This is a genomic window from Microbacterium sp. GbtcB4, from assembly GCF_019091465.1.
Taxonomy (GTDB): Bacteria; Actinomycetota; Actinomycetes; order Actinomycetales; family Microbacteriaceae; genus Microbacterium; species Microbacterium paraoxydans.
Window position 1 is genome coordinate 283,995 of the sequence record NZ_JAGXJJ010000004.1, and the last position, 17,412, is coordinate 301,406.

15 protein-coding genes are annotated in these 17,412 nt (G+C 70.9%); 2 read left to right on the forward strand and 13 right to left on the reverse strand.

Annotation, left to right across the window (positions count from 1 at the left end; genetic code table 11):
* The first annotated feature begins 78 nt into the window (after positions 1–78).
* Positions 79–954 carry a DUF72 domain-containing protein gene (locus KVS71_RS09105; protein WP_060921140.1) on the forward strand — a complete coding sequence of 292 codons (876 nt, stop codon included), beginning with the start codon at positions 79–81 and terminating at the stop codon, positions 952–954.
* Between the two features lie 17 nt (positions 955–971).
* Here the strand turns inward: KVS71_RS09105 and KVS71_RS09110 are convergent, their stop codons facing one another.
* Positions 972–1,553, reverse strand: coding sequence for an NADPH-dependent FMN reductase (locus tag KVS71_RS09110; protein WP_085607922.1), 582 nt, complete (start codon positions 1,551–1,553; stop codon positions 972–974).
* Between the two features lie 128 nt (positions 1,554–1,681).
* On the opposite strand from KVS71_RS09110, the gene helR reads away from it, so the two are divergent.
* Entirely contained in the window at positions 1,682–3,811 is a 2,130-nt protein-coding gene (gene helR / locus KVS71_RS09115; RefSeq protein WP_368874637.1) for an RNA polymerase recycling motor ATPase HelR, read from the forward strand.
* A gap of 14 nt (positions 3,812–3,825) precedes the next feature.
* Here the strand turns inward: helR and KVS71_RS09120 are convergent, their stop codons facing one another.
* The 12 genes from KVS71_RS09120 to KVS71_RS09175 form a co-directional block, all read right to left on the reverse strand.
* A complete protein-coding gene (locus KVS71_RS09120) occupies positions 3,826–4,038 on the reverse strand; it encodes a DUF2188 domain-containing protein (protein WP_217584382.1) in 213 nt (70 codons plus the stop codon).
* Positions 4,038–4,355: a sugar ABC transporter ATPase gene (locus tag KVS71_RS09125; protein WP_217584383.1), complete on the reverse strand. Its 318-nt coding sequence runs from the start codon at positions 4,353–4,355 to the stop codon at positions 4,038–4,040. Before KVS71_RS09125 ends, KVS71_RS09120 begins: the two co-directional genes overlap by 1 nt.
* A 114-nt stretch (positions 4,356–4,469) precedes the next feature.
* Entirely contained in the window at positions 4,470–5,255 is a 786-nt protein-coding gene (locus tag KVS71_RS09130) for an SDR family NAD(P)-dependent oxidoreductase (RefSeq protein WP_060921135.1), read from the reverse strand.
* Positions 5,256–5,363: 108 nt separating this feature from the next.
* Positions 5,364–6,269, reverse strand: coding sequence for a LysR family transcriptional regulator (locus tag KVS71_RS09135; protein ID WP_217584384.1), 906 nt, complete (start codon positions 6,267–6,269; stop codon positions 5,364–5,366).
* 59 nt (positions 6,270–6,328) lie between these two features.
* Positions 6,329–6,784 (reverse strand): DUF6389 family protein, encoded by a 456-nt coding sequence (locus KVS71_RS09140; RefSeq protein ID WP_199787648.1) that lies wholly within the window; start codon positions 6,782–6,784, stop codon positions 6,329–6,331.
* Entirely contained in the window at positions 6,781–9,825 is a 3,045-nt protein-coding gene (locus KVS71_RS09145) for a hypothetical protein (RefSeq protein WP_217584385.1), read from the reverse strand. The genes KVS71_RS09140 and KVS71_RS09145 overlap by 4 nt, the downstream gene beginning before the upstream one ends.
* A gap of 55 nt (positions 9,826–9,880) precedes the next feature.
* Positions 9,881–10,231 (reverse strand): hypothetical protein, encoded by a 351-nt coding sequence (locus KVS71_RS09150; protein ID WP_060921131.1) that lies wholly within the window; start codon positions 10,229–10,231, stop codon positions 9,881–9,883.
* Positions 10,232–10,315: 84 nt separating this feature from the next.
* The gene (locus tag KVS71_RS09155; RefSeq protein WP_217584386.1) at positions 10,316–11,779 is read right to left on the reverse strand and encodes a cytosine permease; all 1,464 of its coding nucleotides are present in this window, start codon (positions 11,777–11,779) and stop codon (positions 10,316–10,318) included.
* Positions 11,780–11,848: 69 nt separating this feature from the next.
* Entirely contained in the window at positions 11,849–13,492 is a 1,644-nt protein-coding gene (locus KVS71_RS09160; protein WP_217584387.1) for an amidohydrolase, read from the reverse strand.
* A 19-nt stretch (positions 13,493–13,511) separates the two neighbouring features.
* Positions 13,512–14,615 (reverse strand): C45 family peptidase, encoded by a 1,104-nt coding sequence (locus KVS71_RS09165; protein ID WP_217584388.1) that lies wholly within the window; start codon positions 14,613–14,615, stop codon positions 13,512–13,514.
* Positions 14,612–16,333, reverse strand: coding sequence for an amidase (locus KVS71_RS09170; protein ID WP_217584389.1), 1,722 nt, complete (start codon positions 16,331–16,333; stop codon positions 14,612–14,614). Before KVS71_RS09170 ends, KVS71_RS09165 begins: the two co-directional genes overlap by 4 nt.
* A complete protein-coding gene (locus tag KVS71_RS09175; RefSeq protein WP_217584390.1) occupies positions 16,330–17,373 on the reverse strand; it encodes an agmatine deiminase family protein in 1,044 nt (347 codons plus the stop codon). The genes KVS71_RS09170 and KVS71_RS09175 overlap by 4 nt, the downstream gene beginning before the upstream one ends.
* Positions 17,374–17,412: the final 39 nt, after the last annotated feature.

Genomic DNA, 17,412 nt, shown 5'->3' on the forward strand with positions numbered 1-17,412 from the left:
TCCTCCTTCGGCGTGGGTATCTCCAGCCTGCCGAGGCCGCACGACAGCGGCAAGGGGCTTGACCCGACGGAGCCGGCCGTGACGAGGAAGAGCGGGCAGGGCCGGGTACGCATCGGCGTCTCCGGGTGGCGGTACGCCCGGTGGCGCGGCGACTTCTACCCGCGCGGCCTGCCGCAGCGTCGAGAACTCGAGCACATCGGATCGCACTTCCCCACCGTCGAGCTCAACGGCTCGTTCTACTCGCTGCAGCGGCCCGAGAGCTACCGCCGGTGGGCGGCGAGCGTTCCCGACGACTTCGTGTTCGCGGTCAAGGGCTCCCGCTACGTCAGCCACATGCTGCGGCTGCGCAACGTCGAACAGGCGCTGGCCAACTTCTTCGCCTCGGGCGTCCTCGCCCTCGGTCCCCGGCTCGGCCCCATCCTCTGGCAGCTCCCCGCGCGGCAGCACTTCGACGCCGAGATCGTGGAGGCGTTCCTCGACACCCTCCCGCAGACGGCGGCGGAGGCTCTCTCCCTCGCCCGGCGGCATGACGAGCGCCTACAGGACCGGACGTGGCTGGAGATCGATGCCGACCGCCCGCTCCGCTACGCCCTCGAACCGCGTTCCGATTCCTTCGCCGACCCGTCGAGCCTTGGCCTCCTGCAGGAGCACGGAACCTCCCTCGTCATCGCCGACACCGCCGGGAAGTGGCCGCGGTTCGACGCCCTCACCGCGGACTTCGTCTACATCCGTCTCCACGGCGCGCAGATGCTCTACCACAGCGCCTACACCGAGGAGGAGCTGCGGGAGTGGGCGAGGCTCATCCGCGGGTGGGCCGACGGGACCGGAGCCGACGACGGGAAGCCGCGCGACGTCTTCGTGTACTTCGACAACGACGCCCGCGGGCACGCACCCCACGACGCCCTGGCGTTGAGCGCCCTCGTGACGGACCTCGTGACGGACACGCCCTCCTGACGCGGCGAGCGCGGCGGTTACCGGTCGCCGACGTGACCCGGAGCGGTGAGCGACAGCACCCGCTCGACGAACGCCGCGTACTCCTCCATGTAGTGCGCGAGGAACTTCTCGGTGTCGGCGTCGTGCACCTGCCCGTCGGCGCCGAACACCTCGGGCCGGAACGTGATGTACGCCTCCGGGGCGTTCAGCTGCGGCGCGTTGAGGAAGCTCAGCACGCTCCGCATCGACGACTGCATGACCGCGGTGCCGATGGCTCCCGTCGAGGCGCCGATGATGCCCGTGGGCTTTCGTGCGAACGAGTTGTGCCCCCAGGGTCGCGAGCCCCAGTCGATGGCGTTCTTCAACGCCCCGGGGATGGAGCGGTTGTACTCCGGCGACACGAGCAGCAGCCCGTCCGCCCCCTCGACCGCACTCTTGAACGCGGTGACCGCAGCGACCGGTTCGAGTTCGTCGTCGCGGTTGTAGAGGGGGAGGTCGCGGATCGGGATCTCCACGAGTTCCAGGTCCGGCGGGGCGAGCCGCACGAGCGCCGTCGCCAGGACGCGGTTGATGGAGTCCGATGCGAGGCTGCCGATGAGGTAGCCGATCCGATGGGTCATGGTGAGGTCCCCTCGTCTCCCTGCATCTCCAGGATATCGCCGGAGTGGGGGCTTGCCACAAGGCCCCCCTCGAGAGGCAGAATCGACGGCTCGCGTGCCCCCGCATGCCCTCGCGAAGGAGACCTCCGGTGCTCGACCCCTTTGACCTGTCCGCCGACCATGCGGCGAAGTCCGCAGACGACCTCATCGCCGCCGACCGCGTCCACCTCCGACGGCTCGGCGTCGCCCTCTCCCGGGAACGCGACGCCCTGACCGCTCGTCTCGCCCTCGTGCGCCAGCAGGCCGCGGACGCGGGCGTCACGGCGGTCCATCGCGACCTGGAGATCCGCCGCCTCAGCGCGACGCTGCGCCTGCGGGAGCGCTACGGCATCGACATGTGCCTGGGCCGGATGACCCCCGCGGCCGGACCGCCGGTGTACATCGGTCGCGCCGGGGTGTCCGATGCGGACGGCACCCGCCTGCTGGTCGACTGGCGGGCTCCGGCAGCGGAACCGTACTTCGCCGCGACCTGGGAAGACCCCCGGGGCCTCCTCTCCCGGCGACGGTACCGCTGGAACGGAGGCAGGATCACGGACTACTGGGACGAGGCGCTGTCGCCGGAGGGCCTCGACGGCGCCGCCTCCCTCGACGACCAGTCCGCGTTCCTCGCGAGCCTGGACGCGCATCGCACCGGACGGATGCGGGATGTGCTGGCGACGATCCAGGCGGATCAGGACGCCATCGTTCGAGCCCCCTCCCCCGGCACTCTCGTGGTGGACGGCGGCCCAGGCACCGGGAAGACGGTGGTCGCCCTGCACCGGGCGGCACACCTCCTGTACGCCGAACCGCGACTGACGAACGGCGGCGGCAGCATGCTCCTCGTGGGTCCGAACCCGCAGTACCTCGGCTATGTGGAGGACGTGCTGCCGAGTCTCGGCGAGGACACGGTGAGGTTGTGCACCCTGCGCGACCTCACTCCCGAGGGCGCGGGCGCGGTCACGGAGCCGGACCACCGCGTGGCCGAGCTGAAGCAGAGTCTCGACCCGGACCAGGTGATCGGGGCGGCCGTCGCCGTCCTGACCCGGCCACCGCGGCATGCGCTCCGCATCGAGACGCCGTGGGCCGATCTCTGGATCGGCCGAGAGGACTGGGCCGAGCTGTTCGCCTCGGCGGATCCGGCTTCCCCGCACAACGAGGCCCGCGACGAGGTCTGGGAGGAGCTGCTGGAACTGCTCGTCGACCAGATGCGCGACGAGGATGTCCCGGAGTCCTCGATCCGCCGGTGGCTGCGGCACGACGACGAACTCACCGGGACCTTTGTACGGGCGTGGCCGCTGCTGACGCCGGACGCCGTGGTCGCCGCGCTCTGGGCGTCCCCGACGCTGCTCGCGCGGTGTGCGCCCGACCTCGCGCCCGAGGAGCACGCCCTGCTGCACCGTGCCGAGGGGGCGCCCTGGACGGACCCGGACCTGCCCCTCCTCGATGCCGCGCACCGCCGGATCGGCGACCCCGAGGCCGTCCGCGAGCAGCACCGCCGGCAGGGCGCGGCGGCCGCGGCGCAGGAGCAGATGTCGGCAGTGGTCGACCACCTCGTCGCGAGCGACGACAGCGAGATGAAAGTGATGTCGATCCTGCGAGGTCAGGATGCGCAGAACGTTCTCGCCGGAGCGGACGCGCCTCCCCCGCTTCCGCCCGACGAGCTCGCCGGCCCCTTCGGTCACATCGTCGTCGACGAGGCGCAGGAGCTCACCGATGCGCAGTGGCGCATGCTGATCGCGCGGTGCCCCTCCCGCAGCTTCACGGTCGTGGGCGACAGGGCCCAAGCGCGGCGGAAGTTCACGGAGTCGTGGCCCGCCCGCCTCGAACGCCTCGGCCTGCGGAACGTGCGCGTCTCCTCGCTCCGGGTGAACTACCGCACTCCGGCCGAGGTCATGGCGTTGGCCGCACCGACGATCCGCGAGGCATTCCCCGACGCCAACGTCCCGACGTCCGTGCGGGAGAGCGGCATCCCGATCCGGCACGGCGCGGTGCCCGAGCGAGACGCGGAGCTGGAGGCGTGGCTCGCGACGAACCCGGAGGGAGTCGCCGCCGTCATCGGCGACCCCACCTTCGTGCCGCGGCCCCGGGTCCGGGCACTGACGCCGGAGGAGGCCAAAGGACTGGAGTTCGACCTCGTGGTCCTCGTGCGCCCGGAGGCATTCGGCTCCGGGCGCACGGGGGCGGTCGACCGCTATGTGGCGATGACCCGCACGACGCGCGAACTCGTCATCTTGCGCTGAGCAGCCGCCGGGCTTCAGACGTCGTGCGGGTCGCCGCCGTCGGTGATCGTGCCGGTCGGCTCGCTCTCCTCGACCTCATGGCGGGCGCCGTGCTCGGAGGCGAGCGCTTCCCCCTCCTCGATCGCCTCATCGCGGCTGGTGTAGCTGCGGGAGAGCTCCGGCGCGCCCTCCACCTCGTTGACCCACTGGCCGTTCTTCGAGCGGGTGACGATCGCCGTGATGGCCATCAGACGTCCCCCGGCCCCAGGTCACCCTGGCCTTCTTCGCCGAGATCGGCGAGGACCGGGTCCTCCCCTTGGCTCTCCGGCTGCGGCGCGGAACCCGGCAGGTCCGCCGCCGGCACCTCATCGTCGGGATCGGGGATCTCGTCGGGATCGCGGCCGGTGGCGGTCGACTCCTCCAGATCCTCCGGTGCCGCACCGTCGTCGAGGGTTTCCGTGCGCTCCCATTCCGCCTGCGCGGGATCGTTGCTCGGGTCAGCCTCGGTGGTGGCGTCGCCGTCGCGCAACGGCTGGCCGCCGACGTCGTCGGGTGTCGATTCCATGTCTCCTCCTTCGATCGGGCTGGCCCCAGTCTCCCGGCTGGAACCGGAGTCGCCGAGGGGCTTGAGGAGACCTCGCCGAGCAGCTAGGTTCCGGAACTCCGCGAGGAGGCGGCGTCAGTTGCGCCCGGCCATGACGCCGCCGTCGGCGTCCCAGACCGCACCGGTCACCCAGCTCGCGCGGTCGGAGAGCAGGAACGCGGCGACCTCGGCGATGTCCTCGGGGGTTCCCACACGGCCGAGCGGGTGGAAGGCGTCGAAGCTCGACACGACTCCGTCGACCTCGTCCTTCGGGATGAAGCCCTCGTAGATGGGCGTCCGTACGACGGCGGGGGCGATCGCGTTCACGCGGATGCCGTGCGACGCGAGCTCCATCCCCAGGTGCTGGGTGAGCGAGTGCAGGCCGGCCTTGGCCATCGAGTACGCCGAGGACGGCGTCGCAGCCACAGCCTGGTGCGCCCACATCGAGCCGAGGTTGACGACGGCTCCGCCCTGGCCCTTCGCGACCATGCCGGAGGCCACCGTCTGGGTGACGAAGAAGGTCGCCCGGTTGAGGTCGAGATACGCGTCGTAGTCCGCTTCGGTGTGCTCGAGGAACGGCTTCGGCGCGAACACGCCCGCGGCGTTCACGAGGAGGTCGGCATCGGCGTGCTCGGCGGCGAGCCGGGCACGGAGTGCTTCCACGCTCGCGGGGTCCGTCAGATCGGCCTGTAGGACGGTCACATCGATGCCCTGGCCGACGAGAGACGTCCGCGCAGCCCCCAGCTTCTCCTCGCGCCGTCCGACCACGACGACCGCGGCCCCCTCGCGTCCGATCCGCTCGGCGATGGCGAGGCCCATCCCGCTCGTGCCCCCGATCACGATCGCGGTGCGTCCGGTGAATTCCCTGTCGAGCTCGGCCATGGTGCGGCTCCTCTCCGTCCTGGACGGCGGGTGCCGTCTCGTCTCCACGCTACGAAGCGGCAGCCGTCGGGAGTATACGAGCGCACGTGATCGAGTGATAACCCCTGTTTATGAGTCGGCAGTCGCCGCGTCCAGCGAGAGCGCGGCGGTGAGGTCGGCCAAGTCGTCGGCGAGCGGGGAGGAAGGGTCCCAGACCGCCTCGTAGAAGATCTCCACGTCCATGCCGCGTTCACGCAGCGGGCGATGCGGCGCGTCCGGGGAGGCGAGCTTCGAGCGTGGGATGACCGCCGTGCCGAGGCCCAGCTTCGCCCATTCCTCGAGCACCCGATAGGTCGCGGCCTCGCCGTCGTAGGCGCTCAACGGCACGTCGTTCGCGTCGAAGAGATCGGTGGTGAAGGTCGTCAGCCCGCACGTGTCCGGCATCAGGATGAGGGGCGTGTCGGTGAGGTCGCTGAGCTCGACCGCGCCGCCCTGCGACGGCTCGTGGTCCACGACGACCACCGGCTCCGCATCGACGATGCGGTGCCGGAAGCGGGGCATCGGTGCGACGGAGGGGACGAGGATGAGATCCAGCTCCCCGGCGGAGAGCTCACGCCGCAGGTCGGCGACGTTCGCCTCGCGGAGGACGAGCTGCCGCGGCGCCGGCGAGGCGGGAAGCGCGCACACGGCCGTGTAGGCGCGCGCGACGATGGCCGGATTCATGAGCGGCGAGACCCCGACCCGCACCCGCGCATCGGCCGACCGGTTCCAGCGCGCGGCCTCGGCAGCGACCTGGTCCACGGCGAGGAGCGCGCGGTCGATGACCGGGAGGAGATGCGCGCCGAAGGCTGTCGGGACGACCCCGCGGGGCGAGCGCTCGAACAGGCGCTCCCCCAGGCGGTCCTCCAGCTTGGAGATTCCGGTCGAGAGGGCCGGCTGCGTCACGCCGTAGGCACGCGCGGCGGCGCCGAAGGAGTGGGTCTCCGAGACGGCCTGGGCATAGCGGAGGGCTTCGAGGCTCACGCGGTCGCTCATAGCCCGACGTTATCACCGGACGACGGCTGGCCGGGCCGCTCGGGGCAGTCCGCGCTCCGTCAGGCGTAGCCGAGGTCGGGAGCGCCGACCCAAAAGAGGCCCTCCCTCGCGCCGGTCGGGAGCAGGCCCTCTATCCATTCGGCGACGACCACGAGGACGGCTTCCTCCAGGCGATCCCGCGTCCATCCGCGCGGGCGCGAGGGCACCGCGGGCTCCCAGCCGTCCGCGGTCCACTCCACACCGAACAGGTGGCGCTGGTCGTCGAACCGCCGGTCCAGGTCGAAGGCGTCGGCCCCGTCGAACCGCGCCCAGACGTCGAAGGGGCCCTCGCCGTCCTGGTCGACGAAGACGTCGATGAGGATCGCTTCCACACCGCTCTCCGCTTCGACGGCGGCCCGATGCAGGTCCCCCAGCGCGGCGGCGACGCGCTCGCACTCCCCGTCGAGCACGGCTCGCAGGGCGCGGGCGTAGGGCTCGGCGTCGTCCACGCGCGCTCCGGGCTCCGGAGCGCTCATCGCTCCGGCTCGGCGTCGGTGTCCACGGCGCCGCCCGCGACGAGCTCTCGGATCGCCGACGCGAGCGCATCTCGGGACCGCCCGTGCGGGAAGGCGCCGGATGCGAAGTCCAGCAAGCTGCGACCGTCGGGGAGAGCGGGCGTCGCGGGATCGACGTCACCGTGCACGAGGAGGGTCCGCACCAGCGGCGCCAGCGCGGTCTCCTCGATGTCGCGATGCAGCAGCTGCACGAACGGATGCCCCTCCGGGAGCGTCGCGACGGGTGTCGGGCCCGGGATCGCGCCCCGCTCGAGCAGGCGTCGCAGCACCGGCTCATCCTCCGCGCCCAGCGTGGGGTTGGCGAAGAGGACGTTGACCGGGCTCAGGAACGACAGGGAGGACGACGCGTCGAGGCGCTGGTCCAAGAGCCAGAGCGCGAGCTCGCGGCGGCGCTGGGGGTGCGGGTTGCTGAGCGCGGCATCGAGGAGGAACCGGTACCCCGGAGCATCGACGACGACGTCGAGGAGGTCGTTGAGCGTGCCGGTGAGTGCGAGATCGGGGAACACCCCGAGGCCCGCGTAGACGTGCTCGATCTCCTCCCGCTCGGGCACCCGATCGAAGACGAAGCTCGCGTACGACGCATCGAGGAGAGTCGGCGGCCCCATGCGCTCCCCCATCCGCAGAGCCCACTGGAGCTGCGGCACCCCGAGGGCCTCGGAGTAGATGGTCTCCAGGGGGTTCGTCGTGTCCACATCGTCCGGGTCGATGGCGTCACGGACCCGCTGCAGCATCCCCTCCGAGGCGCGCCAGTCGACGTCGTCCCGCCAGAACACCGCGTGCACGGCGGGCAGGGTCGCCGCGCCGGCGAGGAGGTTCTCGGTCCCAGCGGAGCCAGGGGCCGAGGCCCCGCGATGCTCGACCGGGAAGAACCCTCCCGGGTCTCGGTCGACCACGAGCGACAGCAGGTCGTCGGGCACGCCGCAGAACAGGGCGACCTGTTCCTCGAAGGAGGGCTCGGGTCGGGCGGCGGCGTCGGGACCCGTCGGATGGGACAGGAGGAGGCCGCGCCCGTCGTGGGTGAAGTACCAGGTCCAGAAGTGGTCTCCGGTGCGGAAGCCGCCGCGCATCGCATCGGGGACAAGGGAGGAGCCGGCGAGCGGCGGGCCGTTCCACGGCAAGGGTCCGGACGCGGGGGCGCCGCCCACGAGGGCGGAGACGTCGGAGATGATCCGGGCGCGGATGCGGAGCTCCCACGGGTTGCTCCCGCGCGCGAGGTCGAGCACGGCGTCCGGTCGCGCGATGACGATGGTGACCTCGGGGTCGTTGCCGTACGAGGGATCGGGCGTTCCGGCGACCACAGCGACCGCATGGCCGTTCACCCACCAGAGCGGCGCGGTGAGGAGTCCCGTGGCGCGCATGACGCGGGTGAGCGGACTGCGGCGATCGATCCCGGTCTTCTCGTTGCGAGCATGGATCTCCCCGGCCGTTCCCCACCTTTCGCTCATGACGCCGATGAGGTCGTCCGCCCAGGCCTGCAGCGCATCGACCGTCCACACCTCCCCTGACGCGAGCACGACGCGGAGCGCCCGACCGTGGTCGTCGCGGAGCCCGCGTCCGCCGATCTCGAACGTCCGATCCGCCCAGTCGGCGTCCTCCGGCGAGCGCTCCCACCACGCTCTGGTGACGCGCTCGATGTCCGCCACGAGGTCGTGATAGTCGCCGCTCGTCGGCACCGCGTAGCCGAGGCGGTCCGTGTCGGACGGGCGGTCCTGCTCCGGGTACGGGCACGCGGCGAAGACCCGCTCGAACCAGGTGCGTCGTTCGTCCCCTTCCCGCGACATCTCGTCGACGGTGAGGGCGCCGCCGAGGCGATACGGCTGCCGCACCGCGGCGCCGAAGCCGAAGTCGTCCATGCCGAAGTCGTTGCGGCGGCCGATCTCCATGAGCGAGGGCGAGACGCACCAGTGCTCCCCGTCGAACCACACCGCGCCGGTGATGACCGGCACGGGTTCGTCGCCGAGCATGCGGAACTCCAGGTCGTGCTCCGCGACCTCGCCGCGGGCGTCCTCGCCTCGGGCGGCGATGAGGGCGCGGAGGTCGTCCGGAACCCTGTCGAGCATGCGCGCGGCCAGGATCAGCCAGGCCTCCGCCAGGTCCGCCTCCCGTTCGGACGGATCCGCGGCATCCGCCGCATCGCCACCGTGCTGCTGCGCCACCTCCGCGAGGAACTGCGCCGGCGCTTCGTCCGCGAACGTCGACGTCGGGTCCTGGATGAGGACGAGGATGCGGCCGTCGTCCGTGAACGTCCAGACCGTCGTCACCCCGCTGCGCGACTGCAGACTGAAGCGGGACGCCGGGGTGTCGACGTCGCGCAGCCGCACCTCCCCGGCGCCGAACAGCGTGCTCAGCAGCCAGGCGCGGCGTCGGAGCTCGAGCGGATTCTCGCCGTTCATGAGGAGGTCGTTGTGCATGTCCTCCTCGGGAAGGAGCGCGCTGAGGCTGCCGACGGCGTACTCCCGCGGCAGCACGACCATCGCCTGGCGCAGCATGCTCTCCCGCGGTTCGGCGTCCCAGTTCGTGACCAGCACGCAGTACAGATCGCCGCGGTCCCACATCTCCGCCTCCGGGATGCCGACCGAGACGAGGACCACGTCGAGGATGCCCTCCGGATCCTGGTTCTCCCCCACGAGCGACGGCTTCCGGACCATCGGCGCACCCCACGCTTCGTGCAGCGTCCGGCGCACGCCCTCCGTCCACTCCTCCGCGTAGGCGGCGAATCCGCCCTCGGGGACCACGAGGTCGGCGGGCGGGTTCGGCTGCAGCGACTCGTCGGCGTCGGGGTCGTAGCCGCCGAGCGGGAGCAGCCAGACGCCCTGCGACTCCTCGACCTCCACCCCCTCGAACGTGAAGGCCTCGCGCGTCTCTCCCGCGAGCAGGTGGGCGACGAGTCGGTCGAGGAACCCGGGGACCTCTTCCCTGCCGAACGGCGGTGTGTAGTACGGGAGGTCGTCCTCCGTCTCGCCGCTCGCGTCCGTGTCGTCCCTGCCGGTGTCATCGACCATGCCTCACCCCGTCGTCATCGAAACAGCCTTGGGACGAGCATACGGACGCGCGGCGTCATTCCTCGGAGTCGATGAGCTCGAGGAGCTTCCGCAACTCGTCGCGGATCTCCTCGTGGTCATACTGTCCGGCGCGGCTCTCCCCTGAGATCACTCCGGAGCGGCGCACCTTCCGGAAGTCGCCGAACGGAAAGCTGTACGCCTTCTTCGTCTCGGGGTTCTCGCTCTTGTCGATGCCGAGGTGCCAGTGGGCGAACTCCGTCCATCCGTGCTCGTCGATGAAGCGGTTCTCGTCCTCCGCGCTGGGCGCCGCCTCGGACCAGTCGTCGCGTTCGTCCCGCACGACCTTGCCGTCGCGGACGAGGGAGCGCGCGAGCTTCAGCGCCGGTCGGTTCAGTTCGATAGCCATGGGGGAACGGTACGACGCGAGGTGACGGTGCCGTACCCCCTTGACGCCCGAGCCCGAAGAGAGCAATCGCGGAGGCCGCCGGGCTCAGCCGCCGATCTGCGCGCGCACCGTCCGTCCTGCGAGCACGGCGTACAGGCCCACCGAGACCAGGAGTCCGACCGGCACCGAGAGGTCGAGCCCGCCCAGCGCTGCGCCGAGCGGGCCGGTCCATACCGTCGTCGACAGGAACATCGCGGTGGCGAAGCCACCGGTGACCACGGAGACGAGACCCGGGAGGCCGAAGCCGCCGGTGTACCAGAACCTGCCGCCGGGCCGCTCGTCGAACAGGTCGGTCCCGGAGTACCGGTTGCGGCGCAGGACGATGTCGGCGACGTAGACACCCATCGTGGGCACGGAGATGATCAGCAGGAACTGCAGCATCAGGTTGACGGCGCTGATCAGGTCGGATGCCACGACGAGCACGATCGTGAACGCGCAGCCGAGCGCACCGATGAGGATCGCGGAGGGGATGCGGCGGATCGGCACGCCGATCGACTGCAGCGCCATGCTCGCCGTGTAGGTCGTCATGCCGTTGAGCGAGATGCAGTTCACCAGGACGCCGAGCACGAACAGCGGGGCGAGCCACACCGGCAGCTTCTCGAGCAGGGAGTACTCGATGCCGTTCGCGAGACTGTCAGGCCCGATGGAGCCGCCCAGCACGACGCCGAAGGCGGTGATGAGCACCGCGGGGAAGAGCTGTCCCAGCGCGGTCGCGCCGATGATGCCGGACGCTTTGGTGTCGCGTGGCAGATAACGGGCCATGTCGGCGCTGTTGCTGAACGACAGCGGCGACGATGCCATCAGCGCGAACGCGATCGTGACGCTCACCCACAGCGGCAGCCCGCTGAGCGGCGCGGGCTGCGCGAATCCCCAATCCAGCGCGGGGGCGATGAAGCCGATGACGAGTGCGAAGATCACGAACAGCCCGATCGAGATCGCCAGGTAGGCCTTCAGGATGAGGGCGTGACCGTACACGGCGACGATCACGGTGATCGTCGAGACCACGACCGCCACCAGGATCGATGCCGCGATCGGATCGGGGAAGCCCCACCGCACGAGCAGTTCGCCGCCGATGAACGACGCCGCCACCCAGTTCAGCGCGAGGAAGACGCCCGAGATGAACCAGCCGTAGAACGCGATGACGATCTTGTTGCCGTGGATACCGTAGATCGCTCGCTGGACCACGGAGCCGGAGGTGCCGGCTGCCGGTCCGGAGATGGCGACGATACCCGGCAGCAGAGCGAGCGCGCTCGATGCCAGGATCACGAGCAGCGCCTGCCAGATCTCCAGGCCGAGCACGAGCGTCATCGAGGCGCCGACCGTGATGTTCAGCACGCTGACGCCCGGAGCGCTCCAGACGAAGAACAGATCGCGCGCTCTCCCGTGCCGTTGGGCGTCGTCGATGAGTTCGATGCCCCGGGTCTCGGGGGTGCTGGCGGAGTCGACGAGATCGGACTCGGATCCGGGCGCGACGGCACCAGGAGCGGGGGTGGCGGATGTGTCGGACATGACGGTCCTTCCAGGACGGGCACCCTCCTGCGTCAGTGCAGGGGGCGTTCGGGATTCAGGAGCGGGAGCTCATGGTCGCCGGTAGGCGACCTCGCCGTGCACGAGGGTGAGCAGCACGGCTCCGGTGAGCAGGTCGTCGGTCGGCGCGGACAGCGGGTCGATGTCCAGCACGGCGACGTTCGCGAAGAAGCCGGGCGCGATCCGGCCGTAGGCGTCGTCGATCGCGCCGACGTGGGCCGCGCCGGACGTCGCCGCAGCGAGTGCCTGCGCGGCGGTGAACGCACGCTCGGGGTGGTACGGCGGCAGCGCGCGGTCGATCGAGGATCGCCCGGTCATCGCGATGAACAGGTTGTGCAGAGCCTCGTGGGGTGCGGTGGGGGCGTCGGTACCCAGCGCGACGGGAACGTCGACGTCGCGGAACCAGTTCCACGGGAAGCCGTCCTCAGCGCGCTGATCGCCGAGCATCGCCATCCAGTTGTCCAGGATGGCGGGGTCGCAGTGCACCGGCTGCATGGATGCCGCGATGCCGTGCGCGCGCATCCGTGCGACCGTCTCGGGCGCGACCGACTCCAGATGCTCGATGCGCGGGCGGCGGGCGATGTCGGTGCCGTTCGCCCGCTCACAGGCCTCGACGAGGTCGACGGCCAGTGCGCTCGCCGCGTCTCCGATCGCGTGCATCGCGAGCTGCAGGCCGGCGCGGTCGGCGGCGATCGCGACCGGCGTCGCGGCCTCGCGGCTCCAGATCGGGTCGGCGTTCGAGCCGTCGGCATACGGGCGCACCATCGCGGCGGTGCACGCGTCGATCACGCCGTCGAGGATGAACTTCACCCCGACGATCTTCAGCCACGGCGTGCCCGTGGCATCGAGTTCGTCACGCAGCTGCACCGCACGCTCGACCTGGGCGAGATCGGCTGCCGGATCGCCGGTGGAGCTCAGCCACCAGTGCGCGGTGACCGGGAACGGCAGCCGACCGTCGCGGTCGAGCCGACGCCGCAGCGCCGCCATCGACTGCTCTGTCATGCCCATGTCGGCGGCACCGGTGACGCCGGCCGCCAGATACGCGCCGAAGGCGAGCTCGAGGTGGCCGTCGACCTCCTCCTCGGTCCGGATGCCGTCGAGATAGTCCGCGAGCAGATCCATCGCCGCGGTCTCGAGCAGGAACCCGGTCGCCTCTCCGTCGTCGTCCCGCACGACCTCGCCGCCGATCGGGTCGATCGTGTCGCGGTCGATTCCGGCAGCGCGCAGCGCGGCTGTGTTCACCCAGGTGCTGTGCAGGTCGTTCGCATCGAGGAAGACCGGGATGTCGTCGATCACCTCGTCGATCATCGCCGCGGTCGGCTGGGTGACGCCGGCAGGCAGAGCGTCGAACAGCCAGCTGACGCCCTCGATGATCGTCGCGTCCGGGTTCATCGCCCGTGCCTCGAGCAGCCGCTGCTGAATCTGTGCCACCGAGGTGCAGTCGCGGAGTTGCACCTTGCCCTGCGCGTGGCCGAACATCGCCAGGTGCGCGTGCGCCTCGATGACACCGGGCATCACGAAGGCCCCGCCGAGGTCCACGACCGCGGCACCCTCACCTGCCGCGGAGCGGACCTCCGTCTCCGTGCCGACGGCGAGGATGCGATCGCCGCGCACGGCGAACGCGGACTGCACCGGAGCATCCGCGAGCCCGTCGAAGACGGTGGCGTTGCGATAGACGGTGGCGGTGTCGGTCATGGTGGTCCCTTCGATCGGGTCAGAGCGCGAGCGCCAGATGCGGGCGGGTGGCGGTTTCAGCCGGAGTGCCGTCGAGCACGTCGGCCCGACGACCGACGGGGTCGAGCACGACGGTGGCCAGGCTGGCCCACCGCTCTCCCATCGGAAGCGCGAGGTCGGGTACGCAGGTCACCGGAGGCTCGCCGTCGCCGGTCACGAGCATCGCGCGCAGCTGCTCGGCATCCGTCGGCGCGCCGACGGACAGCAGTCGGTCTCGCAGGAACTGCCATCGCAGACCGGAGTCGGGCTGGTACAGCCAGGTCTTCTCGTGCGCCGCCGGTGCTTCGGTGAGGAAGTGATTCGTGCGCAGCCAGGTGTCCTCGGCGATGGCAGGCGCGGAGAACACGCCTTCGGGGCTGATGTCGAGCAGCACGGCGTCGCCTGCGGCGTCGAAGAGCGCGAACGAGCCGGAGCTCGTGACCGGCGCCTCGCGCACCAGTTCGACGGCGTGCGCGACGCTGGACGCCTCCTCGAGCACGAGAGCGGCGAGCACATGCATCGGGATGCCCTCGGGCCGGTCGGACCGGTGCCCCAGGATGTTGAAGTGCAGCGCGACGCCGGCGCTGTTCACGCCGATCTTGCCGAGGATGCCGCATTCGGTGAGTCCGGCGTAGTCGTGGATGCCGCCGCGCGAGATGATCGTGTGCCAGTACGGCGCGATCTCCATGTGCCAGTCCCACGTCTGCACGCCGAGGGTGCGCGTGCGGCCGTCCGCATCGCGGATCGAGCGCACGATGGTCGAGCACTCTCCCGGCGGTACGGCGACGCTGCGGGACAGGATCTCCGTTCGCCCGTTCAAGGCTGCGACGCGCCAGATCTCGGCATCCGCACCGGCGGCGATGCCCTCGATCTGCGCGCGCAGCGCCGGACGATGGGCGTCGATCGCGTCGAGCAGCCGCTCGGCGTCGTCACGCACGGTCTTCTCGTCGACGGCGCCGAGGCGGAAGAGCCGGCCATATGCGTCGATCGTGCCGGGCAGAGCCTCGCGCAGCTGCATGCCGCGCGCGACGCCGCGCCGGAACGGATCCGAGGCATCGGCCATGATCTGCAGGCGCCGCTCCGGACGCGGGAAGGGGGACGTCACGAGAGTTCCTCTGCGGGAAGAGCGGGAGTGCGCGGCGGCGCAGTACGGCGCTCGCCGGTCGCCTCGAACGCGGCGGCGAGGCGCAGCAGGGCGGTGTCGTCCCAGCCGCGGCCCGCGATGGTCAGACCCACCGGCATCCCGATGTCTGCCGTCGTGCCCATCGGCACCGTGACGGTCGGGATGCCGAGATGTCGGATCGCGAGATTCCCGTTCGCGACCCACACGCCGTTGCGCCAACCCGCGTCGGCGGATGCCGGGTTCACGTCCATGTCGGCGGGGCCGACGTCGGCGACGGCGGGGAAGATCACGGCGTCGAGGCCGAGCGCGTCCATCCACTCCTCGAGGTCGACGCGGCGGGTCTCCTCGAGCCCGCGCACACCCTCCTCGAGATGCGGGATGTCGGTGAATGACGCGTACGGGCGCTCGCGGACGAGAGCCGGATACCCGGCGATCTCGTCATCGAAGCCGGTGTAGCGATCCGGGAGGGCACCTTCCGGATGCGGGAAGATGTGCGCGCCGTCGACGAGTTCGAGCCGATCGAGCGCGGGGTCGCCGTTCGCGCGCAGGAAGTCGTCCCACGCCCAGGCGGAGAGATCCTCGATCTCGGAGCGCAGGAACCGCTCGGACACCAGTCCCCTGGTGCGCACGGTCGGCGCCCCGGCGCGGTCGCCCTCGTAGTTGGTGACGACCGGGAAGTCGACGTCGACCACGTCGGCGCCGGCCTCTTCGAGGTCTCGGCGCGCCTGCTCCCAGAGGTCGATGACGGACGCCCGGGTGACGATGCGCTGTCCGGTCGCGCCTCCGATGGTGGTGCCGGTGCCGGCATCCGGATCGGCATTGACGTACATGCGCGGCACCCCGAAGCGGCGGCCGGCGAGAGCGGACAGAGGGTCGGTCGCGGCGAGGTCTCGGTACGACGACGGACGCACCTCGGATGCGGCAGGAACACGCACCCACGGCTGGGCGCGCCAGAAGTCGGTGCGGACGTCGGTGTCATCGGCGACGATCACGTCGAGCACCTCGAAGAGATCGGCCATCGTGCGGGTATGCGGCACCACGACGTCCATCGTGGGCACCAGCGGCCAGTTGCCGCGCACCGAGATGACGCCGCGGCTGGGCGTGTATGCGCAGAGGGCGTTGTTCGACGCCGGTGCCCGACCGCTCGACCAGGTCTCCTCGCCGAGTCCGAAGGCAGCGAAGCTCGCGGCGGTCGCGGTACCCGATCCGTTGGAGGAGCCGGATCCGAATGCACTGGTCAGCCAGTCGGCGCTGTACGGGCTCTCCGCCCGTCCGTACACACCGCGCTGCATCCCGCCGTTCGCCATCGGCGGCATGTTGGTCAGGCCGAGACAGATCGCCCCGCCGGCCCTGAGCCGTTCGATCGTGAACGCGTCCCGCTGCGCGACCAGATCCGCGAACGCCGGGGATCCGCATGCCGCGGTGAGCCCGGCGACGAGGTAGCTGTCCTTCGCCGTGTACGGGATGCCGTCCAGCGGGCCGAGCGACTGCCCGTCCGCCCTGCGCGCATCGGACGCCGCGGCTTCCGCGAGCGCGTCGGGGTTGCGGACGACGACCGCGTTGAGCGCGGTCTCGGTCCCCGGGGCGTCGTACGCGTCGATGCGGGCGAGATAGGCCCGCACCAGCGCGACGCTCGTAGCCGCACCGGTCTCGAGTGCTCGCCGCAGGTCCGCGATGGATGCTTCGACGACGTCGATCATGCGGGTGCCTCGATTGGTGCCGGCTGCTGCTGGTTGATGCAGTGGATGCCGCCGCCGCGCGCGAAGATCGGGCGCGCGTCGACGGTAACGATCTGTCGCCCGGGGTACGCGGATCCGAGGATGTCCCGCGCGCGGGCATCGGCGGCGTCCTCACCGAACCCGCACGCGATCACCGCGTCGTTCACCACGAGGTGGTTGATGTAGCTCCAGTCCACGTACCCCTCGTCGTCGCGGAGGGTCTCGGGGGCGGGGACGTCGATGATCTCGAGCGGGCGGCCCGCGGCATCCGTCTGGTCCTGCAGGAACGCCTTCAGCTCCCGCGTGACGACGTGGTCGGGGTGTCCGGCGTCGTCCTGGCGGTGCAGCAGCACCCGACCCGGTGCGGCGAACGCGGCGACGATGTCGACGTGTCCGTTGGTGCCGAACTCGTCGTAGTCGCGCGTGAGGCCTCGGGGCAGCCAGATGGCTGTGGTCGCGCCGATCGTGCGTGCGAGTTCGGCCTCGACGCGGCCTCTGTCGGCATAGGGGTTGCGGTTCGGGTCGAGCTGCACGGTCTCGGTGAGCAGCACCGTGCCCTCGCCGTCGACGTGGATACCGCCGCCCTCGTTCACGAGCACCGAACTGATGTGCTCGGCTCCGACGTGTGCGGCGACGATGCGTGCGACGCCGGCCGACACCTGCCACTCGGCCCATGCGGGCGCACCCCAGCCGTTGAAGATCCAGTCGACCGCGCCGAGGACGCCCGGCCGATCGTCGTCGAGGACGAAGGTAGGGCCGAAGTCGCGCATCCAGAACTCGTCCAGCGGCGACTCGACGATCTCGACGGCCGAGCCGAGCATGTCCCGCGCCCGCGCCATCTCGGTCGGGTCCACGACCATCGTCACCGGTTCGAACTCGGCGATCGCCAGGGCGACGTCGGTCCACGCGCGGTACGCCGTGTCGCGCCAGGCAGCACCGTCGCCCAGGGTGACACCCACGCGCGGGAACGCCATCCAGGTGCGTTCGTGCCGTTCGCCCTCGTGCGGCATCCGCCAGCCCATGTCATCTCCTTCGCCGACAACGGCTTGTTGGTCACGTGA

What these genes read in the sequence shown, in the direction of transcription:
- KVS71_RS09110 (WP_085607922.1), bottom strand. Translation starts at nt 1,553, where the DNA reads ATGACCCATCGGATCGGCTACCTCATCGGCAGCCTCGCATCGGACTCC.
- KVS71_RS09120 (WP_217584382.1), bottom strand. Translation starts at nt 4,038, where the DNA reads ATGGCCATCACGGCGATCGTCACCCGCTCGAAGAACGGCCAGTGGGTC.
- KVS71_RS09125 (WP_217584383.1), bottom strand. Translation starts at nt 4,355, where the DNA reads ATGGAATCGACACCCGACGACGTCGGCGGCCAGCCGTTGCGCGACGGC.
- KVS71_RS09130 (WP_060921135.1), bottom strand. Translation starts at nt 5,255, where the DNA reads ATGGCCGAGCTCGACAGGGAATTCACCGGACGCACCGCGATCGTGATC.
- KVS71_RS09135 (WP_217584384.1), bottom strand. Translation starts at nt 6,269, where the DNA reads ATGAGCGACCGCGTGAGCCTCGAAGCCCTCCGCTATGCCCAGGCCGTC.
- KVS71_RS09140 (WP_199787648.1), bottom strand. Translation starts at nt 6,784, where the DNA reads ATGAGCGCTCCGGAGCCCGGAGCGCGCGTGGACGACGCCGAGCCCTAC.
- KVS71_RS09145 (WP_217584385.1), bottom strand. Translation starts at nt 9,825, where the DNA reads ATGGTCGATGACACCGGCAGGGACGACACGGACGCGAGCGGCGAGACG.
- KVS71_RS09150 (WP_060921131.1), bottom strand. Translation starts at nt 10,231, where the DNA reads ATGGCTATCGAACTGAACCGACCGGCGCTGAAGCTCGCGCGCTCCCTC.
- KVS71_RS09155 (WP_217584386.1), bottom strand. Translation starts at nt 11,779, where the DNA reads ATGTCCGACACATCCGCCACCCCCGCTCCTGGTGCCGTCGCGCCCGGA.
- KVS71_RS09160 (WP_217584387.1), bottom strand. Translation starts at nt 13,492, where the DNA reads ATGACCGACACCGCCACCGTCTATCGCAACGCCACCGTCTTCGACGGG.
- KVS71_RS09170 (WP_217584389.1), bottom strand. Translation starts at nt 16,333, where the DNA reads ATGATCGACGTCGTCGAAGCATCCATCGCGGACCTGCGGCGAGCACTC.
- KVS71_RS09175 (WP_217584390.1), bottom strand. Translation starts at nt 17,373, where the DNA reads ATGGGCTGGCGGATGCCGCACGAGGGCGAACGGCACGAACGCACCTGG.